This window comes from Pseudogemmobacter hezensis, from assembly GCF_013155295.1.
GTDB lineage: Bacteria > Pseudomonadota > Alphaproteobacteria > Rhodobacterales > Rhodobacteraceae > Pseudogemmobacter > Pseudogemmobacter hezensis.
This window is the reverse complement of record NZ_JABJXT010000008.1, coordinates 136,056-157,272: the sequence shown is the minus strand read 5'-3', so window position 1 is coordinate 157,272 and position 21,217 is coordinate 136,056. Positions and strand designations below refer to the sequence as shown.

Here is a 21,217-nt window from a genome sequence, read left to right as displayed (position 1 = left end):
GGCCTCAAATATGGCTGTACTTCGCACCCGGGTCACCGGACCTGTTATGCTGCCCGATGGATCGGCGGCCCCCTCGGGCGGCAAGATCATCTTTCGCCTGCGCAGCTGGGATCGGCAGGCGGGCGCTTTGATCATGAAGGGCCCGGTTGAGGCCCCGGTGATCGGGGGCGCGATTGACTGCCTGCTTGAGCGGACCTCGAGCGGTGAGCGGGGCACGCTTTACGACGTAGTCTATGCCTATCCGAATGCCGCGATGCGGGGGGCCTGGGTCGAGGATCAGATGGGCTCGATCTCGCTGACGGGCGCTGGTCCCGTCTCGCTGGCCGATCTTCTGCTCTTGCCCGCGCCGATCCCGAACACCCCCGACGCGGTGGCGCAGGCCCTCGGCGCGGCGGCCGCAGCCAGAGCCGATGCCAGCCAGACGGAAAGCGACCGCCTGGCATCCGAGGGTGCAGCGATCATCGCGCAATCCACCGTGATCACCTATCCGACCGCTGAGGACATGGCGGCGGATCTGGCCTGGCTGAATACGCTGCCGGTGGGCACCACGGTCCGGGCGGGCGGCGTGGCTTATACGCGGGTGCATCCGGGTGGGCTGAGCCATCTGCCAGGCTGGACCTTCTTCGACCGTCCCGCCGCCACGACTGTTGAGGCCCCCAGTTCGCCCCCGGGCAGTCTCGCCAGCGCCAAGAGTATGCAGGAAGCGCAGGCCGCGCTTGGGGCTGCAGCGCGCCGGATCGCGGTCACAGGGGCAAACCGGGTCTATGCCGTGCATGCGGCGGATTTCGCGCCCGCCTACCACCAGGTGCTGCCCAACACGAACGGCACGATCATGATGGATGTGTCCGGGATCGCGCTGGATCGGGAATATGAGATCGTCAACAATGGGAACACCACGACGGGCGTCATCGTTGATTGTGGGGCCAGCGCCTATTTCAAGGCGCGCTGGCTTTCTCCCAACCAGACAGCCTTGCGCCGCTTCTACCTTGCGCCGGGCGAGACAGCAGTTTTGCGCCGGATCTTCGCGGGCCAGATCCTCGTTGATCGCCGGGTTGCGCCCTTTCTCTGGACCAATACCAACGGCACCCATTATTATCGCCAGCCCAACGGCCTCTGGACCTATTCGCTTGTCAGATCTGACCCGCTGAGTGCCGGTGCTGAGGGCCTGAACACGATTGGCACCCGTTTCTCGCTCGACGGGGCCTATTACATGGGTCTGACGCCCATTCCAAATGAGGCTGGTACCGACTGGACGGGCGAGCCTCCTCGGATGCTCAAGCAGGGCACCCAGCATGGTCTGCTGGCGCATCAGTTCACGCTGCGGAACCCGAATGCGGCAGTCTGGGATCACCGGATCCGGATCACTTTCACCAACGTCACCGATCTGAACGAGGTTCTCTGATGGCTTTTGAGCGCACCCGCTATGCGGCTTTCTTCGGCCAGTCCTATGGGCGTGAGGGCTTCCAGGTCGGCGGGGCCTGGGCGGCCTTCATCGAGTCGATCCGCCGCCTGATCGACAGCGATCCGACACTGATCCAGAGCCGGATCGGCGGCAGCCCGGCCATTGCCGCCACCCAGACCTTCCAGAACCTCAACTGCGCCTGGGATGGCTCGGCGGTTTTGCAAAAGAACACGGGCGCGGCTGACAATTACTGGCTGGAGAACGATGGCACCACGGCAGGCCCGCGCCTGATTGCGGCGCTGGCGGCCATGGCTGGGGCTGGCGTGGGCTATGGCGCACTCTGCTATTCCCACGGCGAACAGGATGCGGCCTTCACCACCACTACAGCCCTTGCCAATGAAGTCCGGGCCGGGATGGAAGCGATCCGCCAGGCGGTCAGGACCGCGATCAACCCCGGCAACCCCAATGGGATCCCGTGGTTTGTCGATCTGCTTGGCCCGCGCTTCACCCTGCATGAGATGAACGAATACCGCCTGCGCGATGCGATGCTGGATATGATCGGGGGCGACACCCGCACCTTTCGCGGGGCCGAGAAATACGCGGCCAACCTCGATGCGACCACCCACCCGGCCGAGGATTTCAGCGGCTATGCCCGGCTTGGCGCATGGGCGGGGCGCAAGGTGGCCAAATGGATGAGCGACCTGGGCGAGCTGCGCGGCCCGCAGATCGGGGCCGTCACCCGCAGCGGGGCGACGGTCACGGTCCCAATCACCACGCCGGGAGATGTGGCGCTGGTCAGACCGGATCGCCCCGATTTCTTCGGGCTGTGGGATGCCAGCGGCACCCGCCTGCCGATCACGGGCTTTGGCTGGACAGGCAACACGCTGACGATCACCGCAGGCGGCACACCTGCGACGATGCGCTATCCGGCCCGCTCCGACCGCCCGCACGACATCACCAATATCATCCGCCTGAACAACCCGGCTGACCCGGTGTTCCCGGGAGAGCCGGGCCTGCCGCTGGAAAGCGTCAGGACGGTTTCGCTGTAAGGGTTCGCGCTCACCCGATCACCTAAAGACAATGCTTAGGAGGCTTGTATGTCATCTGCTTGCGACCAACCTGATTTCGCCGATCTCACAGCCCGACCTCGTGTCATCTATCTCGCAGGCGCCACACTGCCTGCTGGGATGCGTGACGACTGGTCGCCGAATTGCGCCACTAAGATGGACTCCATGGGTGCCGCTGCAGGATACTCGGTCGGGTTGATTGAGGAGAATCGCATTGGCACAAATGGTACCACTCAGTTCAGATAGTCCGGCGGTCAAGCATTTCGAGAAAGTCGTTGGAAGTACACTTCAGGTTGTTCCGAGCACTTGTGACGGTGCATTTGGGCAATGCTATTGGAACGTCGATAAATTCGTGGAAAAATTTGGGGGAAAGGCAGCTTATGGCTGGCTCGTATTCCAACGCTGGGGCATTCTTGCCGAAGCCGTTCACCACGCAGTTGTGGAGATGCCCGACGGATCACTCTTGGATGTTACCAGCTCTCGAGTGGGCACTGGTGACAAGATCGGCTTTTTGCGAGACGATAGCGTAATCCCACCTAGGGATTTCCCGATCTTCATCAAGTCGCATTTTTTCCTGCTAAAAGAGTGTCAACCTGCAGAAGTCCTGATCGCATTGACGCATAGGCAGAACGAAATCGACGCCGCTCTTGTGCAGGCGATCAAGTCTGCGGGCATGCCTTTCAAGCTTGGAGAAAATATTGAGCTTCCAGAGGGTGACCACGTCGATGAGTTGCTCGCAGAGCTTGAGCAAAACCGTACCGAGATGTCCGCGACCATTCGGCTACTCGATTTGAATGCAGCCGCCGGCCTCTGACCCGCCTCACACCACGCTGAACCAGGGCCGTCCTTCGGGGCGGCCTTTTGCAATCTTCCGCCAGATACTGACAATGCCCAGGAGGCTTTATGACTGACACCAATCTCTGGGCCGAGATCAAGGCCGCGGTCCTGGCCGGGTCGGTTATGGCGGCTGTGGTCTGGGGGGCGCTTGGGGGCGCGACCAATGCGCTGGTGATCCGGGTGACGGCGCGGGAAGCCCTGCGCCATATCGCCCTTGGCGCGGCAATCGCGGCGGGGCTGGGCGGCCTCGGTGCGCCGCTGATCGGCCATTGGCTGGGCCTGCCGCCTGATACGCTTGGCGCGGGCAGCGGGGCGGCGGGCGGATCGGTTGCCTATCTGACGGGCTCGCTGGGGGCCGCGATCTTTGAGGTGATTATCCAGCGCATCCGTGCAGGGAGGCTGCCCCGTGATAATCCGTGATCCTCGCCCCGTTGTCGCCTGTCCGGTGCATGCGCTGATCGTGCGGGTGGTCTTTGCGCTGATTGTGGCCGGCCTGATTGCGGGGCTGTGAGCGGCTCGGCGCTTTGAGCCCAAAGCTGCCATTCACCAGACCACATCAGTGCTGGCAAAGGTGTGGTCGTGGGTCAATCTTCGCTAGTCATGCTCTCGTCATAGATCAGATACTAAGCAAGATCGATCATCTAATGTGGACGATGGCTTTCTTCCGTCCGCAAAGGCTTGTTGCCACGCAAACCGAGACTGACACATGACGCTTCATCCTAAAGGCACTCCCACAGAGGTGTTTGGTGCCTTCCTCAAGCTGGGCCTAACCTCTTTCGGTGGGCCAATCGCACACTTGGGATACTTCCGCGACGAAATTGTCACGCGCAGGCGCTGGCTCTCTGACGCTGACTACGCGGATCTTGTGGCTCTTTGCCAGTTCATGCCTGGCCCCGCTTCGTCTAAGGTCGGCTTTGCCCTGGGAATGATGCGCGCCGGATGGCTGGGGGCACTCGCGGCCTTCGTAGCCTTTACCTTGCCGTCTGCCCTGATCCTGCTCGCATTTGCACTAACTGCGTCGTCTGTATCCGGTCCTATCGGAGCTGGCGCTTTACATGGCCTGAAGGTCGTAGCTGTTGCCATAGTTGCGCAGGCAGTCTGGGGCATGGCGCGCGGCCTGTGCCCTGACCGTGAAAGAGCGACCATAGCGGTGATTGCAGTCGCCATGCTGGCCTTTCTTCCTGGTGCAGCTGGCATGATGGGCGCAATTGCAATGGGGGGATTGACAGGCCTGGTGTTGAGCCGAGGAACTGGCAGCCCTGTGGCCGGGCACATAAAAGTGCCTGTCACAAAAATTCAGGCCGGCATCGCGTTGGTTGCATTCTCAGTGCTTCTGCTGGGTTTGCCTCTGCTGGCGGGTCTTTCCCAATGGTGGGCCCTTCTGGACAGCTTCTATCGCGCAGGTTCACTTGTCTTCGGAGGAGGCCATGTCGTTTTGCCTCTGCTGGAGACGGAGGTTGTGGCTTCGGGCTGGGTGACGCCTGATCAGTTCCTTGCAGGCTACGGCGCAACACAGGCTGTGCCGGGCCCGCTTTTCACCTTCGCGGCCTATCTCGGTGCGATTCTCGGACCAGTACCAAATGGCGTTGTCGGCGCCACTCTCGCCTTGCTGGCCGTATTCTTGCCAGGCTTTTTGCTCCTCGTTGCCGTGCTGCCTTTTTGGGACGACCTTCGGGTGAAACCGCAGGCACAATCTGCGATGCAGGGCGCAAATGCCGCTGTCGTCGGCATCCTGGGTGCCGCGCTGTATTCGCCCGTGTTCACCAATGCGCTTGGGAACATGCAAGACTTCGCCCTCGCTTTGGCATGTTTCGTTGCGCTGGTGATGTGGAGAGCAGCGCCCTGGCTGGTTGTGCTGGTCGGTGCAATTGGGGGAGTGGCATTGTCGCTACTGTGATAGCACACCGCCCCGCAGCTAAGACGGAAGCAGTGCACCCGATGCCTGCTTTGTCCCGCATAGCTGACATCCGCCAACCCTGAGACGCCAGAACTTCCCATCACCCCCGGCCATCGCGCCGGGCTCTTCCACCTCCAACTCGCGGGCTCGCTCTTGCGAGCCTTTTTCAGTGGAGAATGACATGCTCAGCATCGCTCTGATGATCGGGCATAACGCCCAGTCGCAGGGGGCGGTCCGCGTAACGGATTGGCGCACCGACTATTCCCTCGCTGTGGCGATTAGGGATCTCGCCTCGCTCCGCTCTGTCGCTGTGTCGCGTTCGACTGGGGCTGGGCCTGCTGAGTGGGTATGAAGGCTTGCCGGGCAAGTTCGGTCATCCCGTAGCGATGTACGTAATCGGCCAGCGCCGTTTCAAGCTGGACGATCCGCGCGTGTAGATACTCATTCGACTGCATGGGCCGCCTCCTTCTCGCCACCCTGAGTGAGACTGATTAACGAAACATTAACGGCCCTTGGATCTATACCAAAGACCTTGCCCGCCACGCTTCTGCGGTTCGGGAATTCCCAATCAGCGCGGGCTTGAAGGGCGTGGGTGGTGGGTTACTCTTCCACATCACGCCTGGCCGCCGCGCCGGTTTTCACATCCACCCCACGGGCTCGCTTTTGCGGGCCCTTTTTCATTGGAGAACGACATGTTGAAATTCCTGACCGGGCTTTTCGCCTGGTTCGGGGGGCTTTTTGCTGCCCGCCCGAAATCCTCGGCCGCCACGGGCACCGCCGCCGTGCTGATCGCCGCGGCTGCTTTCGTCGGCCCCTGGGAAGGTGAGCGGCTTGAGGCTTACCTCGACCGCATCGCCAGCCCGCCGGTCTGGACCGTCTGCTATGGCGAGACCAAAGGCGTGAAGCAGGGCGACAAATACACGTCGCAGCAATGCGCAGATATGCTGATTGCCTCGCTGTCAGTCTATCACGCCCAGCTGGCCAAATGCATCCCGACGCTTCACCAGCAGCCGCGAGACGTGCAGGCCATGTTGACCAGCTGGACCTATAACGTCGGGGCGGGCGCGGCCTGTAGCTCGACGCTGGCGAAGCGGGCCAACGCGGGCGACTGGCGCGGGGCCTGCAATCAACTGCCCAGGTGGGACAAGGCGGGCGGCAAGGTGATCCGGGGCCTGACCAACCGCCGCGCCGCTGAGCAGACGCTCTGCCTGCAATCTCTCAAACAAGGAGCCTGATCATGAACTGGAACTTAGTCCGGGGCCTGACCTATGTCGCCACCTTCATTGCCGCGATCCTGGCGATGCTCGGGCTGGCCGATTTCGATCCGGCCACCGGGCACCTCGCGATTCACCCGTTCAATCTCTATGCCGCTGTCGGGGCGCTGGCCGGGGTGATCTCGTCGGCGCTGGCCTCGATTGCGCTGATCCGGGGCTGGGGGCGCAAATGACCGCGCTGCGCTGGCTGTGGAAGCCCGCCGCCCTGCTGCTGGCGCTGCTGGCCGCCTGGTGGCGGGGCAGGTCGGGGGCAAGGCAACAGGCGGCGGCAAAGGACGCCGTCGCCTATCAGGACACCATGGGGAGAATGACCGATGTTCAGGATGATCACGGCGCTGTGCCTGATGATGCCCGCCGCTGGCTGCGTGATCGGCCCCCGCACCAGCGGTGACGCGCTCTGCGACGGGACACGTGCGGCGCGGGCAGAGCATGCGGCGGCCCTGGCCGATTCGGCGGATGATCGGGCGGTGGTGAGCGGGGCGCGGCTGATCCGGCTGCTGGATGCGGGGTGCGCGGGGTAGGGGCGGCGCGGGGCTAATCGCGGAGTTGTAACGAAACCCACATGCCGTCCAAGTTCAGAGCCGCCCCGGGATGCCGTGGGCGGCTCATTTCGTTTCTGCGGGCGGCAGCTATGCGGGACATTGCTGCCGTTAAGCCTCGGCGCAAACATGCCGATCCCTTCGCGCAAGAGCTTAACGCGCGAGGCCCACGAGGGCCAGTTCAGCCCCCAAAAGCGCGTGCAAGCGCGGCTGCATCCTGGGGACAACCATCGGGGCTCGTGCCGATCAGCTGACCCGCGCGATACCATTCGCCCGGCGGAGAGAAATCACCGCTGCCGTTCAGTGCAAGACAAACGGCACCATCCGATCCATCCTCAGCGATACTGATACCCCAATTGTCCATACTGCCAGGCGAGGGATCATAGGCATTGAAGGCGATCCGCCCCTGACTTTCGAAAAGGGACGTGGAGAAGGCATGGTCGCGGGTTTGGGCGAGCACAAGAGCGCGCAGAGAAGGATCGCTCAGCGCGTCCTCGACAAGTGCCACCACCCGTTTATCGTCGAGAAAGGAGGTGCCGTTGAGTGGGTTGGCGGGGTGCAGGCCTATATAGGCCGAAAGCTCGCTCGCGTGGGCGAGGGATGGGGCGGAAAGCGCGGACAAGAGGAGGCAAAACCGCGCGCTTTTGAAGTTGAAAGGCATCATCGGCTCACTTCCACGGTGCATCGAAATTGCTGACCTGGCCGCTCACCGGATCGAGCACATAGGTGATCGTCGGGTCGCCTTCGAGTGTGTTCTCCATTGTATAACTGGCTCCTTCTTCGGTGACCTCGTAAACGCCCTCATAGGCGCAGGTGCCAAAAGTGCCCGAGCTGCGCAGCCCGTTTTCGTCGAGTGTGATCCAAGCATACATCACGCCGCAGGCCGCCGTGCCCATATAGAGCCGCAGCAAGGCGCTGTTCTCATGGGTTTCGATCCATTGGGGAATACTGTCGCCATCGAGGATCACTTCGACCGTGCCGGGGGTTTGGGCCCAATAGCCATAGGCATCGCCCACAGTGACGCGCGAGATCTCGACTTGCCCATGGGGAAGATCCACATAGAGGATACGCTCGGGGTCGATCAGTTCACGTAACTGGGCCTGAGCCGCGCTGGCGGAGAGGATCAAGGCGGAGGCGAGCAAAAGACGCATTAGAAGTCCTGTGATCAGGGCGAAAACGGAGGTGCTCAGTCGGGTCGCGAGTTGGCAAGGAAGGCGCGGTAGTCGTCCACAAGCCGATCATAGATATCAAGATCACGATTGGTGGCATCGGCCATCTTGCCCATCAGATGGATTGAATTCTTGCGCGAACAGGGCGGTAAGGGGTCCGCGTCGAACCGCCGCAATCCCGAATTGAGTTTCGCGCGCATCTCTTCGGAAAAGAGATCCGGGAGCGCCTCAGCCCGTGCAAGTTCGATCCTATCCCGTCCGCCGTGGCACTGTTCGGCATAGGCATGATGCAGGCGTGCCCGCCCGATGATGTAGTCTTTCAAGAACACCATCAAGTCTTCGAATCCTTCGTTCGAGCGGTTGGAAACCGGGAAGCGTTCATCCGCGGCAAGGCCTGTATAAGTTGAGTTTGGAATATGACGATCCGGCCAGAGCCAATCCAACGGCTGGATGCGCAAGACCTCGGACGAGTGGAGGATCTGCAGGGCGCAGACCACAGCGGCAATGCCCGCCAGCAGCTTGGGGCCAAGGGCACCATGGGTTCTTGCTTTGATGACGCCTATGGCCAATCCGATCCCGATCAAGGCGAGCACGATGCCGCCAAGATTGAAGTGACTCTCCGAAACGACATCGCCATTCACGACCAGACGGTTCGAGGTTCCGATGAAGACCCATGCGGGCAGAATCCCAAGGATGAGGGCGATTGCAGGTTTGAGATAGTTGCGCATTTCTGGCCTGTGATTGGGGCGTTTCACCACTGTAAGGGGGAGCGTATCAGCGGCACTGGAAGAGGTATTCACCGCCACCGCTTGGGGTATAGCGCCCCACCACATGCACGGGTCTCGTGCGGCATGCCTGCGTCGCGAGTGCGAAATCATCCTCTGTGACATAGGAACTGGCACTGATCCCCGGTCTGCTCACACCGACAATATTGTTGCTATAGACGTTTAGAGTCGCAGCTGATTGGCAGCCAGATATTGTGAGAACGGCGATCAGCGGCATGTAGGCGCGTTTCATAGATCCTCCAAAGCTTCGGTGGCGTCGGTTGCCTCTCGATTCTCGAGGAAACCTAGCACAGAAGATTTGATTAGCAGACCCCCAGGGTATTCTTCATGTGTTGAGCTAATGGGATGAGCTGCCTTCACACCAAACGCTGCTATTTTGGCGACCGTGAGTTGGGACAGTAGACCACGGCGAGCGGCGGGCCGGATCAGTGGGTAAGCCCGCAGTGCCGGTTACCGCTCCCGCAACTGTTCCTGCTGCCGCTCTTGCTCCTTCAGGCGTTCGGCATCCTGCACCCGCTAGCGTTCCTCGGCTTTCCAGCAGCCGCACTACCGCCTCGGCCAGCGTTCCCCGGTCGATCCCCTGCGCGGCCTCCCGTAGTCGCTCGGCCAGGCCGCGGGAGGATTCCGGTTCCGGGGTTTGTCCAGGTGCAGCCACGGCATCTGACACGGTGCGGCTCTGGCCTTCTCGACACCGACCATGATCCGCGCCTATTCTAAGGCCCGCCCCTCAATCCCGATAACGCTTGGCGTCTTCTTCGGCGTTGCCGGTACAAAGCTGCCATTCAGCGAGTTATAAGACGTGCCCGACCGTCCACTTTTGGCTCAAAACAACGTCTACCATCGGTGGAAGTTATCCCCCGGAAGTGGGGAATCCCACTTCGTCGGGAAAGGGATTTGCACTCCCCGAACCTGGGGACCGCAAGCCAGACCGGGGACCTCCGGTCTGGGAAACAAGTTCGCTGTCCAGTGTGGACGGGCGTTCACCCCATCAGTTCCGCATCCTGCGCGACGGTAACGATCGCGCTGTCGCCCTTGTAGCGGATGCTGAACCTGCGCTTTGGATAGGGGGCGATCATGCCCATGCGTTCAGAGGTCGCCGAGACGCCGAGCGCCAGCAGCACCTCGATCACCTCAAGCTGAAATTCGGGCGTTCCTGCGAGGAACCGGACCCGGGCCTGCTTCACACCTCGCAGCTGTGTGCTGAGGAAGCGGATATCGTCGTCGTCAATCTGCGTGAAATGCTGCTCTTCCTGAGGCATAGTGCTGCTCGCCTTCTTGTTGAGCGGCAGGGCTATCATGGGTGCGGGCCGGGGGCCATGTCAGGGATGCCGCACTCGGCAGGGATCGGCATGGGCAGTGTTCGCCGCTCTAACGTCAGACTGAACTATGAGCAGATGCGCCTCACCGGCGCCCGCTTCTATGCGGTGTGGTGGTGATTCTGGCGGGTGTTCCCCTGGCGGCGTGAGGCTGTTCCCCCGGTGTTCCCCCAAAGCAAAACCCCGCCGAATGGGCGGGGCTTTTTGCGTCTAAGTGTTTGATTTTATGGTGCCCCCAGACGGACTTGAACCGCCGACCCTCTGATTACAAATCAGATGCTCTACCAGCTGAGCTATAGGGGCTTTGTCCTGACGACATCCTGATAGCTGTCGGGTTTCCTAACACGGGGCTGATCGCTCTGCAATTGTGTATCGTGGCTGCTACGCGTGACCTTCGCCGGGTCGTTCTGGCTGTGATGAACTATTTCGAAGCAGAGTAATCGGCCCAGGTTGATTGGTCAGCCTGAGAGTGGCGGCATGGCGCGCCATGCCAGCACCGGAGCAGGGCGGCGGCTGCGAATGAAACCCTGACGCAAGGCCTTATGATGCAGCCAGGAGATCAGACGGGAAACCTTCCCATGGTTAAGGGGCTACATATGAGTTGCTGCTGGTTTCCTGGACACGAAGATAAGATCGTGACCATGGAACTGGAGTGCAGATATGACGAGCCGGAAGTGCCGTCGCGAGTTCAAAGCAGATGCCGTGAGGCTGATGACGGGCCGGTGGGGGCGGTGGCGCAGGCGGCGGGTGACCTCGATCTGGCGGAGAGTGTTTTGCGCCGCTGGGTGCGGGAGTTGACTGCAACACCGCCTGATGCATTTCCCGGGAATGGGCCGATCCGGGCCGAACTGGCCGATAGAAGAAAGAGGTCGCCCGGCTGCGGGTGGAGCGTGACATTCTGAAGAAAGCAGCCGCTTTTTCGCGCGAGAGACGGTATGAGGCTCGCCCTCGTCGCCAGCTGCGACGCGCCAGAAACGACAATGTGCCGAAGGCGACAATGAGGCCGATCAAAACCTCTGGCGGAGGCTTGAACCCCGATCACTTCGTTCTGTCCTCCGCTGACTGGGCCGACAGCATGACTGGGCCGCCTGCCTGGCCGGGCTGCTGCTGTGATATAACCCGCCCCGGAAGCGCGCCTTCGGGTCCAAAGGCGGAATTATATCAGCAAGACAGCGGCGACGAATGCTTAGGCTACTGCCGTTCCGCCAACCGCCGCCTCCAGCGGTTCGGGGTCACGCAGCACGTAACCGCGGCCCCAGACCGTTTCGATATAGTTGTTGCCGCCGGTGGCTTCGGACAGCTTTTTGCGCAATTTGCAGATGAATACGTCGATGATTTTCAGCTCTGGCTCATCCATGCCGCCATAAAGATGGTTGAGGAACATTTCCTTCGTCAGCGTCGTGCCCTTGCGCAGCGAAAGCAGCTCGAGCATCTGGTATTCCTTGCCGGTCAGGTGGATGGTTTTGCCTTCACTCTCAACAGTTTTTGCATCAAGGTTCACCGTGACAAGGCCGGTGCGGATCGTCGACTGGCTGTGCCCTTTTGATCGCCGGATAATCGCATGGATCCGTGCAACCAGCTCCTCGCGGTGGAAGGGTTTGGTCAGATAATCGTCTGCCCCAAAGCCAAAGCCGCGCAGCTTGCTTTCGGTATCGTCAGAGCCGGAAAGGATAAGAATGGGCGTCTCAACCCGCGACAGGCGGATCTGGCGCAATACCTCATGCCCGCTCATGTCAGGAAGGTTCAGGTCAAGCAAAATCAGATCGTAGTCATAAAGACGGGCAAGATCGATCCCGTCCTCGCCCATATCGGTGCAATAGACGTTCAGATTGGCATGGGTCAGCATCAGCTCGATGCTGCGCGAGGTGGTAGGGTCATCTTCGACAAGCAAAATACGCATATTTGAAATCTCCGGTCCGGGCTGTCAGGCTTCTTCGTTAACGAGACTGCCAGCCACTGGTTAAGGCAGGGTTACTTTTCCCACAGTGGCAGACCGATTTCTCAATGCAATCTAAAGTTGTCTGAATTTTTGAATTGAGGTGACCTTCAGGGCCTTCTCGCCATGTTTTTCGACGGCCTCGCACCAAAGGCCGAATTCCTCTTCCGAAAGGGCATAGCGTTCGCGTGCCTCTTCGGTGGTGATCAGGCCATAAACGACGGCACGAACGACCAGCGCCTTGCGGCTGGCCACCCATCGCCGGGTTTCGGGCGCGGGAAGGTCGGCACGGGTCAGGATCGAGCCATCCGGCAAGGTCACCTGACGAGGCCCGTCAACACGTCTGAGATACATCGCGGTTTCCGTTCAACAGGGTTACAGACCCCAGCCTGACGCGTTACGCTTAAACATTGCTGAACCGCGCCCTTGAGAGTATGGAAGATTTTCATATATTCCGGCATATCCCGGATCGGTGACCCTCATGCCCTTTGATACCAGCCTTAACTCGCTCGGCTTTGCCCGGGCCCCGAAAGACACCCGTGTCGTTGTCGCCATGTCCGGCGGCGTCGACAGCTCGGTCGTGGCGGCCCAGCTGAAGGAAGAGGGCTATGATGTTGTCGGCGTCACGCTGCAGCTTTATGACCACGGGGCGGCGCTGGCGAAAAAGGGCGCCTGCTGTGCGGGCCGCGACATCCATGACGCAAGGCGCGTGGCCGAGGCGATGGGCTTTCCGCATTACGTGCTGGATTACGAGAACACCTTCCGCGAGGCGGTTATCGAGGAATTCGCCGAGGCCTATCTGGCCGGCGCGACCCCGGTGCCCTGTATCCGCTGCAACGAGCGGGTGAAGTTCAAGGATCTGCTGGCGACTGCCAAAGAGCTGGATGCCGATTGCATGGCGACCGGCCATTATATCCAGCGCAAGCTGGGCAATGGCGGGCCAGAGCTGCACTCAGCCGCCGATGCCGCCCGCGACCAAAGCTATTTCCTGTTCTCGACCACGCCAGAGCAGCTGTCTTACCTGCGCTTCCCGCTGGGGCATCTGCAGTCCAAGGCGGAAACCCGTGCGCTGGCCGCGAAATACGGCCTGCCGGTCGCGGATAAGCCCGACAGCCAGGACATCTGCTTCGTGCCGAATGGCAATTATGCCAGCGTGATCGAGAAGCTGCGCCCCGATGCGGCCTCGCCCGGCGAGATCGTCGATCTTTCGGGGCGGGTCCTCGGTGAGCATCGCGGCGTGATCCATTACACCATCGGTCAGCGCAAGGGCCTGGGCATCGGTGGCCTCGGAGAGCCGCTTTATGTGGTGAAGCTGGATGCGGACAAGCGCCAGGTGATCGTGGGGCCGAAAGAGGCGCTTTCGACCCGGGTCATCCCGGTGCGTGAGATCAACTGGCTGGGCGACGCGCCGCTGACCAGCCAGCCCGAATGGCATGTGATGGCCAAGGTGCGCTCGACCCGGGCGCCGCGCCCGGCGATCATCCGGCCGCTCTCGGAAACCGAGGCCCAGGTCGAACTGATCGAGCCAGAGGATGGCGTCAGCCCCGGCCAGGCCTGCGTTTTCTACGAAAATGAAGGCAGCCGGATCTTTGGCGGCGGCTGGATCTGGCGCGGGTACTGAGCATCTTTGCCGATCCGAAGGCCGATATGACGGCCGGGCAGGGGCGACGGACCGGGCGCGACGGACCGGGCGCGACGGACCGGGGGCGAACCGGGGCGAGGGGCGCGACGGGCATCGCCCCCGATCTTTCTGCTGCAGCATGTTTGATGGCGTCTGCGGGGGGCTTTGACGCCAGGACTATCTTAACCGGATGCTATTAGGGCTGTCCCGGTTATTCTCTGCAGCTTACAAACGGATTTGCCAGTGCTTATCGGGGCGTATATGAGGTAGTGGCCCTCTCTCCTGACAGCAGGGGGGAAGGTTTTTAGCGGGGGTATTTTAACGTAATGCGCATTGTTTATCATCTGGGTGTGCATTGCACCGATGAAGAGCGACTGATCCGTTGCCTGTTAAAAAACCGCGCGACCCTGGCCGCAGAGGGCATTCTTGTGCCTGCCCCGACCCGCTATCGCAGGCTTTTGCGGGATACCGCGGTGCAGCTGCGCGGTGCTCCGGCCAATGTCGAGACCCAGGCGCTGGTGCTGGGGCAGATCATGGATGATGAGAATGCATCCCGGATGATCCTTAGCTGGGACAGTTTCCTTGCCTTCCCGCAATGGGCTTTGCGCGGCCGTCTTTATGGTTTCGCGGGCGAGCGGATTCGGGCCTTCACCCAGATCTTCCCGCATATCGAGGCCTCTTTCTTCCTGGCGATCCGCAACCCGGCCACCTGGCTTCCGGCGCTTTATGAAAAGCAAAAGGCCACCCGCAGCTTTGAAGAGTTCATCGAGGGCACCGATGTCACGCAGCTGCGCTGGTCGGATGTGGTGCAGCAGATCATCGCTGAAAACCCCGATGCGCCGCTGACGATCTGGTGTGACGAGGATACGCCGCTGATCTGGCCAGAGGTGCTGCAGGCGGTGGCAGGCTTCAAAGACGACACGGTTCTTGCGGACACCGACGAATTGCTTTCGATGATCATGGCGGGCGATGGGGTGGCGCGCATGCGCGGCTATCTGGCCAGCCACCCGCCCGCCTCGGTCAGCCAAAGGCGGCGTGTCGTCTCGGCATTCCTGGACAAATTCGGCCTCAGCGAGCAGCTGAATATGGAGTTTTCGCTGCCCGGCTGGACCCAGGACACCGTCGATCAGCTGACCATGACCTATCACGAAGATATCGAGCTGATCCGCAGCCTGCCGGGCGTAACCCTGATCGGCGCCTGAGCCAGTCTGCCCGCGCCGCTCTGGCCGCGCCGATCCGCCCGCGCCGGGCGCCCGGAGGGGCATCCGGATGAGGTCCGCGCCGCGCCTGTATGGGCCGAAGTTTCTGGGGCGGCACGATCGGCGGGAACCCGTGACATCATGCCCCGGGCGCTGGCCGTTCGGTGCCCGGGGCGGTATCTTTTCCTGCCAGAGGAATCGGAGAGCGATCTATGCAGCCTTCAGTGAAAGCCCGCCAGACTGCTGTCGCCGCGCTGCGCGCCACATTCTTTGCCGCATCTCTGGCCTGCTTTCCGCTTGCTGCGCAGGCTGGAAACTGGGCCTTTGAAGGGGTCTGGGACTGCGATGTCGGCACCTTCAGCTTTTCAGATACGGCCTACGAAGCCGGTGATGATCTGATGGAGATTGTGGATGTCGCGGCTGAGGGCGATACCTTCACCCTGACATTCGCCGATGATTACCAGCTTTCGCTGGCGATGAATCCTGATGGCACCATGACCTGGTTCTCTCCGGTCAGTGGCGACAGCTACCTGTGCCGCCGTAAAGATTAGGCGGCCGCCCTGGATGCCTGGCCTGGCCGGGGCGCATGCGGCTGACTTCTGGCCGGCGATGCTTTTCATCCAGACCTTCCAGCGCTATTCATGTCACAGGTCCAGCGATCAGGGAGATCAGAATGACTTCAGAAATCAAGCGTTACGGCGTTGGTGCCCGCATGTCGGAAGGCGTTTCCTACAACGGCATCATCTGGCTGGCCGGGCAGGTCGGCAATCCGGGCGACAGCGTGGCCGATCAGACCCGCACCTGCCTTGCCGAGGTTGACCGGATCCTTGCCGAGGCTGGAACCGACAAGACCCGCATCCTTTCGACCCAGATCTGGCTGGCCGATATGGCCGATTTCGCCGAGATGAATGCGGTCTGGGATGCCTGGGTGCCGCAGGGGAACACCCCGGCCCGCGCAACCGGCGAGGCCAAACTGGCGACGCCGGATTACCGCGTCGAAGTGATCGTGACCGCCGCGCTGAAGTAATCAACAGCGGTCAGAATGATGGGCCAGAAGGGGTTTCCCTTCTGGCCCTTATTTTTTGGAACCGGGGTTTTGCATCTGCTTTTGCTGCGCGCTTACGGGGGGGGGGGAGGCGCAGATCGCGGGCGCAGATCGCGGGCGCAGATCGTGGGCGCAGATCGTGGACTCTGGGCCGCGCGTTCAGATCAGAGCCAGCCCAAAGTAGGACAGCACGATCCCTACGGGGGGGCAAGCGATGGTCAGCTTGACCAAAATTTCCAGAATATTCGGTCCGGCAGCCATCATAATCCCCTTGTCTGGTGGCCCGTTGATGGGCCTTTGAGCCACGTCCGCATTTGCTGCATCGCGTGATCTTTGACGATAATGCGGTTCATCCTGTTGTAAAGGTGGGGAAGTTCTCACTTCCCCTGTCATTGCCCCTGTCATTGCTTGAAACGCGCACCACGGCGGCAGGCTGCGCGGCACCGGAACAGGGGCAGATTAAAGCAGGTCGGGCCTGAGCACATCTATGCTGCGGCCGCGAAAAATTTTCTGCAATGCCGCAATTTTCCTTCACGGTTTTCTCATCATTTCGATCTTTACTGGGGGGGCGGAACATTGTTCCCGGTCCTGGCCGGAACTGAGGACCGCAGCACCAGGATAATATGCGATACTGAGGGGGACTCGCCTGATCCTGGTTCTGCTATTGTCGAGGGGGATGACAATGACTGTATCCTTGCGAAAGCGCAGCGTTTTGCCGCGGGCATCAAGGCTTTCGATAGTGCTTTTCGGGCTGGCCTATGGCTTTGTGATGCTGCTTTTGATTCTGCCGCGTGATCTGTTGAGCGAGGGCAGGGCCTCTGCCGGGCTGGCGCCCTATGACAGCGCCACGATGACGCCGCCGGTGCCGGGCGAAAAGGCGCCGGATATGGCCCGCAATCATGTCGCGGCAAATCAGAACTGAGGCAGGCCGCAGCCGGATGAGTGCGCAACCTGCCGGTGACAGGTTTCAGCCTGCACGCAGCAGCGTATGGCCTGGGATTGTGCGCCTCCATATGCGCCGCCATGTGCACCTCTGTGCCTGATCCCGTGGTGGGGCGATTGGGGCTTGCTTATTGGCGACTGTTTCAGTAGGGAATGGGGGATCCAGCTATCGCCAGATCCGGAACATGCCCGATCAGGCGTTAAAACTCTGCCGTCCGGCGCGATATGGATGCGCCCCCGCAGTGTATGGCCCGGTTGGCTGTTTTCGATCACCGGGCATTTCTGCCACCTGACTGAAAACTGGATCCCTCTGATCCCCACACCTGTGCCGCCTTGTGATTGCACGCGGGGGTGTCGGCGATGCGCCATCCGGGGCATTGTCTGACAGGCAGCCCTGTCTTGCTGACCGCTCACATGCGGCCCGACCGGAGCCCGTTGCCCCGATGTCTGACCATATTGCCTCTGCCGATGCTGTGGCGCTTTCCACCTTGGGTCTCGATGTGTTTGAGACCGGGCTGCTTGCGGTGACGCGGCATTTCATGACCGCCTTTGCGCGGCCCGAGAGCCAGGCCTGGCAGAACGCCTATGCGATTGCGGCTGAACGCTGGGGGCAGGCGCGGGGGCCGCAGATCGCCCATGGCCTGCTGGCGGTGATCCAGGCCCTGCGCCAGGCCCGGCAAGAGGATTTCCACTATGCCAATCCGCTGTGCATTTCGTGTCGCGAGCAGGCGACCCCGGAAGAGGCAGCCTTTTGCCTGATGCTGCATGCCATGCGCCGTGACCGCGCCGATCTGGCCCGCACCCCGGTGCTGGAGGTGACGGGCGGGCGGATGGATCCGATGCTGATCCAGGTCGCGCTGTCTTTCTGCGCGCGCTTTCCGGCGGCCGAGGAAAGGCACGACATCGCCCCGGGCTGCCAAAGTGGCAGGCAGGACGATCTGCCGCAAAGGCCCTCATTGCGGCCGACGCATCGGCCGGGCGGGCGGCATCTGCGCCTGGTGCATTAGCGCATTCCGCTTTGCCAGGCTTTGGCTGTGCATTCCTGAACCGTATCGCCAGCGTGATCTGCGCAGCCTGCCCTTGCCCGCAGCGCCGCGACATTCCAGGATCAGACGGTGAACATGTAAGGATGAACAGATGCTGACCTCTTCCGCCCGCTTTGAAACCGCAAGTGGCTCGAAATATCTGCAACAACTGTGCAAGCATTTCGCCCATAAGATCGAGGTGGAATTTGACGCCCATCAGGGCCGCGCTGTGCTGGGCCCGGGCCCGATGGAGATCAGCGCCGATGAAACCGGGCTGTCAGTCCGCGTCTCGGGCGAGGATGTGCGCAGCATCATCGAGGCGCGCTACATCGTCGACAAACACCTGGTGACCTTTGCCTTCCGCGATGGCTTTTCGGGCTTTGCCTGGAAGATGGACGAGGCCGCCTGAGGCTGCCGCCAAACTGACTGCGCCCCCATATCTGTGGGGGCGCAGTCAGGAATGATTTGCGAAAAATCAGTGATTTACCATCAGTGATTTATCAGGGGGCTGGCGCGCTTAGCTGCGGATGCCTGCAAAGCGCTGCTGCCACTCGGCCCGTTCCTCATCAGTGATTTTGCCGAAGAGGTTTTCGGGAACGGTGAAGGCGTCATCTGCCGCGACCGCCGCCATGGCTGCAGCCACATCATCAGGCCAGGACCAGTCCTCTTTGGCCAGCGAGGCCATCATTGCCGCCGCCGCATCCGGGATGAAGGGGCGCGACAGAACCGCGTAAAGCCGGATCAGGTTAAAGCCGAAACGCACAATCGCCTGGGCAGCATCGGGATCGGTTTTCACCACCGACCAGGGGGCGGCGGATTGCAGATATTCATTGCCGGCAACCCAGATCGCCCGCAGCTCTGCCGCAGCTTTGCGCACCTCGATCGCGTCCATCAGCCGCTCATACTCGCGGATGCGGGTGGTCAGATCGGCGATCAGCGCGGTCTCTTGCGGGCCATAAGCGCCGCCTGCCGGAACCGTATCACCGAATTTCGACTTTGCGAATTTGGTGATGCGGCTGACGAAATTCCCCAGCACATCGGCCAGATCCTTGTTCACCGAGACCTGGAAATTCTCCCATGTGAATTCCGAATCGGCGCTTTCGGGGGCGTGTGACAAGAGCCACCAGCGCCAGTAATCCGAGGGCAGGATGGAAAGCGCCTGGTCCATGAACACGCCGCGCCCGCGCGATGTCGAGAACTGGCCGCCGTCATAATTCAGGTAATTGAACGACTTAAGGTAGTCGACCAGCTTCCAGGGCTGCCCCGAGCCAAGGATGGTCGCCGGGAAAGACAGCGTATGGAAGGGGACGTTGTCCTTGCCCATGAACTGATAATAGGTGACGTCATCGGCACCTTTGTCGGTGCGCCACCAGCGAAGCCAGTCGGCAGCCGGGCGGCCATGTGCGTCAGCCCATTCGGCAGTGCAGGCGATATATTCGATGGGGGCGTCGAACCAGACGTAGAAGACCTTGCCCTCCATTCCGGGCCAGGGCTGGTCGCCGCGTTTGACCGGAATGCCCCATTTCAGATCGCGGGTAATGCCGCGATCCTGCAGCCCGTCACCGTCATGCAGCCATTTCTTCGCAATCGAGGTGGTCAGGATCGGCCAGTCTTTCTTGCTGTCGATCCAGGCCTCGATCTGATCTTTCAGCTCTGACTGGCGCAGGTAAAGATGCCTGGTTTCGCGCAGCTCGAGATTGGTCGAGCCAGAGATGGTCGAATGCGGATTGATCAGATCGGTCGGGTCCAGCTGCTTGGTGCAGTTGTCGCACTGATCGCCCCGCGCCGATTCAAAGCCGCAATTGGGGCAGGTGCCCTCGATATAGCGGTCGGGCAGGAAGCGGCCATCATCGACCGAGTAGAACTGCTGCTCGGCCACTTCGCGGATATAGCCGTTGTCGGCCAGCACCCCGGCGAAAGCCTGGGTCAGATGGTGGTTTTGCGGGCTGGAAGAGCGGCCGAAATGATCAAAGCTCAGCCGGAAGCCTTTGGCCAGCTCTGCCTGGACTTCATGCATCTCGCGGCAATAGTCCTCGACGGGCTTTCCGGCTTTGGCCGCCGCCAGCTCGGCAGGGGTGCCATGTTCGTCGGTCGCGCAGATGAACATCACCTCATTGCCGCGCCCCCGCATATAGCGGGCGAAAAGATCCGCCGGCAGCTGAGAGCCGACAAGATTGCCCAGGTGCTTGATTCCATTGATATATGGAATGGCTGAAGTGATCAGGATCCGTGCCATCAAATGCGCCTTTCGACCGGTTCGGATCGGGGGTTTAACGTGACAAAGCCGCAAGGGCCAGAGCTTTGCGCATCCGGCCCCTGTAAAGCTGTCTCAGCCTTCGGCTTTATGGGCGGCCAGCGCCTCGATCTGGGGGGCCAGATGCGCCAGGTGATAGCCATGCGCCTCGGCGGCGGCGATCAGCTCTGCGGCGGGGCGGGTGCCCGCCTGCGACAGCGCCCAGACGATGGAAGAGCGGTTGCCGCTGGCGCAATAGGCCAGGATCGGGCCTTTGGCGGCGGCGATTGCCTCGGCCTGGGCGGTGACATTTTCCATGGTCAGTGCGCCGCCGATCACCGGATTGGCGAAGAATTCAAGGCCGGCGGCCTCGGCTGCGGCCCGCATCTGCGCGGTCTGCAGCTCATCGGGGATCTCGCCATCGGGGCGGTTGTCGATCACGGCGGCATAGCCCGCAGCTTTGATCGCGCCCAGATCACTGGGGTCGATCTGGGGCGAGACGGCATAGGTTTCACTCAGCGGGCGGATATTCATCTTGACGTCCTGATTGCAAATTCCGGCGCCAGACTAGCGCGGCAGGATGCAGGGGGGAAGCCCTGTGCGCCAACTTGACCTCGATCAATCCCAAAGCAGAAGAAATCCACTATCCGGGGCAGAGGTTAAGCCCGAAGCTACCGTTCGGGCGTCAGAGGTGAAGGGAAATCCGATGCTGCGAAATGGTCCGACAGGCGAGACGAGGGGCCGCGCCCCTGAAGGCGTCGCGGCCCCGGCGCAGGCCGATCTGGCCCCGCTTTGGGCCGAGATGTGTGCGCTTGCGGATATTCTGCCGGGGATCTTACCGAAGGCCACCTTCGGCAGCAAAAACGATCCCAGGCGCGGGCAGGCGTAACAGCCGCAAAGGGCTTTGCCGTTTTCTGGGGCCGTTTCTGA

Annotated in this window: 26 protein-coding genes and 1 tRNA gene; 16 read left to right on the top strand and 11 right to left on the bottom strand. The window is 61.4% G+C overall.

Annotated elements, in window-relative coordinates:
* Positions 1 to 10: 10 nt before the first annotated feature.
* The 8 genes from HOY34_RS11030 to HOY34_RS10995 all read left to right on the top strand — a co-directional run bounded on the left by HOY34_RS11030 (position 11) and on the right by HOY34_RS10995 (position 6,998).
* Entirely contained in the window at positions 11 to 1,402 is a 1,392-nt protein-coding gene (locus tag HOY34_RS11030; RefSeq protein ID WP_172362736.1) for a hypothetical protein, read from the top strand.
* A complete protein-coding gene (locus tag HOY34_RS11025) occupies positions 1,402 to 2,451 on the top strand; it encodes a hypothetical protein (RefSeq protein WP_172362734.1) in 1,050 nt (349 codons plus the stop codon). The genes HOY34_RS11030 and HOY34_RS11025 overlap by 1 nt, the downstream gene beginning before the upstream one ends.
* A gap of 232 nt (positions 2,452 to 2,683) precedes the next feature.
* On the top strand, positions 2,684 to 3,283 hold the full coding sequence (locus HOY34_RS11020) for a hypothetical protein (RefSeq protein WP_172362732.1): 600 nt from the start codon (positions 2,684 to 2,686) through the stop codon (positions 3,281 to 3,283).
* Positions 3,284 to 3,372: 89 nt separating this feature from the next.
* The gene (locus HOY34_RS11015; protein WP_172362730.1) at positions 3,373 to 3,726 is read left to right on the top strand and encodes a hypothetical protein; all 354 of its coding nucleotides are present in this window, start codon (positions 3,373 to 3,375) and stop codon (positions 3,724 to 3,726) included.
* A gap of 286 nt (positions 3,727 to 4,012) precedes the next feature.
* Positions 4,013 to 5,203, top strand: a complete 1,191-nt coding sequence (chrA, locus tag HOY34_RS11010; RefSeq protein WP_172362728.1) for a chromate efflux transporter — start codon at positions 4,013 to 4,015, stop codon at positions 5,201 to 5,203.
* A 692-nt stretch (positions 5,204 to 5,895) separates the two neighbouring features.
* Positions 5,896 to 6,438 carry a lysozyme gene (locus tag HOY34_RS11005; RefSeq protein WP_172362726.1) on the top strand — a complete coding sequence of 181 codons (543 nt, stop codon included), beginning with the start codon at positions 5,896 to 5,898 and terminating at the stop codon, positions 6,436 to 6,438.
* A gap of 2 nt (positions 6,439 to 6,440) precedes the next feature.
* Positions 6,441 to 6,650, top strand: coding sequence for a hypothetical protein (locus HOY34_RS11000; protein WP_172362724.1), 210 nt, complete (start codon positions 6,441 to 6,443; stop codon positions 6,648 to 6,650).
* 141 nt (positions 6,651 to 6,791) lie between these two features.
* A complete protein-coding gene (locus HOY34_RS10995) occupies positions 6,792 to 6,998 on the top strand; it encodes a hypothetical protein (RefSeq protein WP_172362722.1) in 207 nt (68 codons plus the stop codon).
* Positions 6,999 to 7,197: 199 nt separating this feature from the next.
* Here the strand turns inward: HOY34_RS10995 and HOY34_RS10990 are convergent, their stop codons facing one another.
* The 8 genes from HOY34_RS10990 to sciP form a co-directional block, all read right to left on the bottom strand.
* Positions 7,198 to 7,680, bottom strand: a complete 483-nt coding sequence (locus HOY34_RS10990) for a hypothetical protein (RefSeq protein ID WP_172362720.1) — start codon at positions 7,678 to 7,680, stop codon at positions 7,198 to 7,200.
* A gap of 4 nt (positions 7,681 to 7,684) precedes the next feature.
* A complete protein-coding gene (locus HOY34_RS10985) occupies positions 7,685 to 8,167 on the bottom strand; it encodes a hypothetical protein (RefSeq protein ID WP_172362718.1) in 483 nt (160 codons plus the stop codon).
* Between the two features lie 35 nt (positions 8,168 to 8,202).
* On the bottom strand, positions 8,203 to 8,913 hold the full coding sequence (locus HOY34_RS10980) for a hypothetical protein (RefSeq protein WP_172362716.1): 711 nt from the start codon (positions 8,911 to 8,913) through the stop codon (positions 8,203 to 8,205).
* A gap of 46 nt (positions 8,914 to 8,959) precedes the next feature.
* Complete coding sequence (locus tag HOY34_RS10975) at positions 8,960 to 9,202, bottom strand: hypothetical protein (RefSeq protein ID WP_172362714.1); 243 nt, start codon at positions 9,200 to 9,202, stop codon at positions 8,960 to 8,962.
* A 748-nt stretch (positions 9,203 to 9,950) separates the two neighbouring features.
* A complete protein-coding gene (locus tag HOY34_RS10970) occupies positions 9,951 to 10,268 on the bottom strand; it encodes a hypothetical protein (RefSeq protein ID WP_172362712.1) in 318 nt (105 codons plus the stop codon).
* 245 nt (positions 10,269 to 10,513) lie between these two features.
* Positions 10,514 to 10,589, bottom strand: a tRNA-Thr gene (locus tag HOY34_RS10965).
* A gap of 883 nt (positions 10,590 to 11,472) precedes the next feature.
* Positions 11,473 to 12,186: a response regulator transcription factor CtrA gene (ctrA, locus tag HOY34_RS10960; RefSeq protein ID WP_172362710.1), complete on the bottom strand. Its 714-nt coding sequence runs from the start codon at positions 12,184 to 12,186 to the stop codon at positions 11,473 to 11,475.
* Between the two features lie 111 nt (positions 12,187 to 12,297).
* A complete protein-coding gene (gene sciP / locus HOY34_RS10955; RefSeq protein ID WP_172362708.1) occupies positions 12,298 to 12,576 on the bottom strand; it encodes a CtrA inhibitor SciP in 279 nt (92 codons plus the stop codon).
* Positions 12,577 to 12,703: 127 nt separating this feature from the next.
* Between sciP and mnmA the strand changes: the two genes are divergently transcribed.
* The 4 genes from mnmA (at position 12,704) to HOY34_RS10935 (ending at position 16,069) form a co-directional block, all read left to right on the top strand.
* Positions 12,704 to 13,843 carry a tRNA 2-thiouridine(34) synthase MnmA gene (gene mnmA, locus HOY34_RS10950; protein WP_172362706.1) on the top strand — a complete coding sequence of 380 codons (1,140 nt, stop codon included), beginning with the start codon at positions 12,704 to 12,706 and terminating at the stop codon, positions 13,841 to 13,843.
* A gap of 326 nt (positions 13,844 to 14,169) precedes the next feature.
* Positions 14,170 to 15,045, top strand: coding sequence for a hypothetical protein (locus HOY34_RS10945; RefSeq protein WP_172362704.1), 876 nt, complete (start codon positions 14,170 to 14,172; stop codon positions 15,043 to 15,045).
* A 209-nt stretch (positions 15,046 to 15,254) separates the two neighbouring features.
* On the top strand, positions 15,255 to 15,593 hold the full coding sequence (locus HOY34_RS10940; protein WP_172362702.1) for a hypothetical protein: 339 nt from the start codon (positions 15,255 to 15,257) through the stop codon (positions 15,591 to 15,593).
* 122 nt (positions 15,594 to 15,715) lie between these two features.
* A complete protein-coding gene (locus HOY34_RS10935) occupies positions 15,716 to 16,069 on the top strand; it encodes a RidA family protein (RefSeq protein WP_172362700.1) in 354 nt (117 codons plus the stop codon).
* Between the two features lie 177 nt (positions 16,070 to 16,246).
* Here the strand turns inward: HOY34_RS10935 and HOY34_RS10930 are convergent, their stop codons facing one another.
* Positions 16,247 to 16,480: a hypothetical protein gene (locus HOY34_RS10930; protein ID WP_172362698.1), complete on the bottom strand. Its 234-nt coding sequence runs from the start codon at positions 16,478 to 16,480 to the stop codon at positions 16,247 to 16,249.
* Positions 16,481 to 16,769: 289 nt separating this feature from the next.
* On the opposite strand from HOY34_RS10930, the gene HOY34_RS10925 reads away from it, so the two are divergent.
* The 3 genes from HOY34_RS10925 to HOY34_RS10915 all read left to right on the top strand — a co-directional run bounded on the left by HOY34_RS10925 (position 16,770) and on the right by HOY34_RS10915 (position 18,463).
* Positions 16,770 to 17,009 carry a hypothetical protein gene (locus HOY34_RS10925; RefSeq protein ID WP_172362696.1) on the top strand — a complete coding sequence of 80 codons (240 nt, stop codon included), beginning with the start codon at positions 16,770 to 16,772 and terminating at the stop codon, positions 17,007 to 17,009.
* 463 nt (positions 17,010 to 17,472) lie between these two features.
* Positions 17,473 to 18,036 carry a hypothetical protein gene (locus HOY34_RS10920; protein WP_172362694.1) on the top strand — a complete coding sequence of 188 codons (564 nt, stop codon included), beginning with the start codon at positions 17,473 to 17,475 and terminating at the stop codon, positions 18,034 to 18,036.
* Positions 18,037 to 18,166: 130 nt separating this feature from the next.
* The gene (locus HOY34_RS10915; protein WP_253944384.1) at positions 18,167 to 18,463 is read left to right on the top strand and encodes a DUF2218 domain-containing protein; all 297 of its coding nucleotides are present in this window, start codon (positions 18,167 to 18,169) and stop codon (positions 18,461 to 18,463) included.
* A gap of 108 nt (positions 18,464 to 18,571) precedes the next feature.
* Here the strand turns inward: HOY34_RS10915 and metG are convergent, their stop codons facing one another.
* Together metG and HOY34_RS10905 are read right to left on the bottom strand one after the other, a co-directional pair.
* Positions 18,572 to 20,290, bottom strand: coding sequence for a methionine--tRNA ligase (gene metG / locus HOY34_RS10910; RefSeq protein WP_172362692.1), 1,719 nt, complete (start codon positions 20,288 to 20,290; stop codon positions 18,572 to 18,574).
* A gap of 93 nt (positions 20,291 to 20,383) precedes the next feature.
* Positions 20,384 to 20,821 carry a protein tyrosine phosphatase family protein gene (locus HOY34_RS10905; protein ID WP_172362690.1) on the bottom strand — a complete coding sequence of 146 codons (438 nt, stop codon included), beginning with the start codon at positions 20,819 to 20,821 and terminating at the stop codon, positions 20,384 to 20,386.
* Between the two features lie 172 nt (positions 20,822 to 20,993).
* On the opposite strand from HOY34_RS10905, the gene HOY34_RS10900 reads away from it, so the two are divergent.
* Positions 20,994 to 21,176, top strand: coding sequence for a hypothetical protein (locus HOY34_RS10900; RefSeq protein ID WP_172362688.1), 183 nt, complete (start codon positions 20,994 to 20,996; stop codon positions 21,174 to 21,176).
* Positions 21,177 to 21,217: the final 41 nt, after the last annotated feature.

Coding starts and splice junctions, on each gene's coding strand:
- HOY34_RS11030 (WP_172362736.1), top strand. CDS start 11: ATGGCTGTACTTCGCACCCGGGTCACCGGACCTGTTATGCTGCCCGAT.
- HOY34_RS11025 (WP_172362734.1), top strand. CDS start 1,402: ATGGCTTTTGAGCGCACCCGCTATGCGGCTTTCTTCGGCCAGTCCTAT.
- HOY34_RS11015 (WP_172362730.1), top strand. CDS start 3,373: ATGACTGACACCAATCTCTGGGCCGAGATCAAGGCCGCGGTCCTGGCC.
- chrA (WP_172362728.1), top strand. CDS start 4,013: ATGACGCTTCATCCTAAAGGCACTCCCACAGAGGTGTTTGGTGCCTTC.
- HOY34_RS11005 (WP_172362726.1), top strand. CDS start 5,896: ATGTTGAAATTCCTGACCGGGCTTTTCGCCTGGTTCGGGGGGCTTTTT.
- HOY34_RS11000 (WP_172362724.1), top strand. CDS start 6,441: ATGAACTGGAACTTAGTCCGGGGCCTGACCTATGTCGCCACCTTCATT.
- HOY34_RS10995 (WP_172362722.1), top strand. CDS start 6,792: ATGTTCAGGATGATCACGGCGCTGTGCCTGATGATGCCCGCCGCTGGC.
- HOY34_RS10990 (WP_172362720.1), bottom strand. CDS start 7,680: ATGATGCCTTTCAACTTCAAAAGCGCGCGGTTTTGCCTCCTCTTGTCC.
- HOY34_RS10985 (WP_172362718.1), bottom strand. CDS start 8,167: ATGCGTCTTTTGCTCGCCTCCGCCTTGATCCTCTCCGCCAGCGCGGCT.
- HOY34_RS10980 (WP_172362716.1), bottom strand. CDS start 8,913: ATGCGCAACTATCTCAAACCTGCAATCGCCCTCATCCTTGGGATTCTG.
- HOY34_RS10975 (WP_172362714.1), bottom strand. CDS start 9,202: ATGAAACGCGCCTACATGCCGCTGATCGCCGTTCTCACAATATCTGGC.
- HOY34_RS10970 (WP_172362712.1), bottom strand. CDS start 10,268: ATGATAGCCCTGCCGCTCAACAAGAAGGCGAGCAGCACTATGCCTCAG.
- ctrA (WP_172362710.1), bottom strand. CDS start 12,186: ATGCGTATTTTGCTTGTCGAAGATGACCCTACCACCTCGCGCAGCATC.
- sciP (WP_172362708.1), bottom strand. CDS start 12,576: ATGTATCTCAGACGTGTTGACGGGCCTCGTCAGGTGACCTTGCCGGAT.
- mnmA (WP_172362706.1), top strand. CDS start 12,704: ATGCCCTTTGATACCAGCCTTAACTCGCTCGGCTTTGCCCGGGCCCCG.
- HOY34_RS10945 (WP_172362704.1), top strand. CDS start 14,170: ATGCGCATTGTTTATCATCTGGGTGTGCATTGCACCGATGAAGAGCGA.
- HOY34_RS10940 (WP_172362702.1), top strand. CDS start 15,255: ATGCAGCCTTCAGTGAAAGCCCGCCAGACTGCTGTCGCCGCGCTGCGC.
- HOY34_RS10935 (WP_172362700.1), top strand. CDS start 15,716: ATGACTTCAGAAATCAAGCGTTACGGCGTTGGTGCCCGCATGTCGGAA.
- HOY34_RS10930 (WP_172362698.1), bottom strand. CDS start 16,480: ATGACAGGGGAAGTGAGAACTTCCCCACCTTTACAACAGGATGAACCG.
- HOY34_RS10925 (WP_172362696.1), top strand. CDS start 16,770: ATGACTGTATCCTTGCGAAAGCGCAGCGTTTTGCCGCGGGCATCAAGG.
- HOY34_RS10920 (WP_172362694.1), top strand. CDS start 17,473: ATGTCTGACCATATTGCCTCTGCCGATGCTGTGGCGCTTTCCACCTTG.
- HOY34_RS10915 (WP_253944384.1), top strand. CDS start 18,167: ATGCTGACCTCTTCCGCCCGCTTTGAAACCGCAAGTGGCTCGAAATAT.
- metG (WP_172362692.1), bottom strand. CDS start 20,290: ATGGCACGGATCCTGATCACTTCAGCCATTCCATATATCAATGGAATC.
- HOY34_RS10905 (WP_172362690.1), bottom strand. CDS start 20,821: ATGAATATCCGCCCGCTGAGTGAAACCTATGCCGTCTCGCCCCAGATC.
- HOY34_RS10900 (WP_172362688.1), top strand. CDS start 20,994: ATGCTGCGAAATGGTCCGACAGGCGAGACGAGGGGCCGCGCCCCTGAA.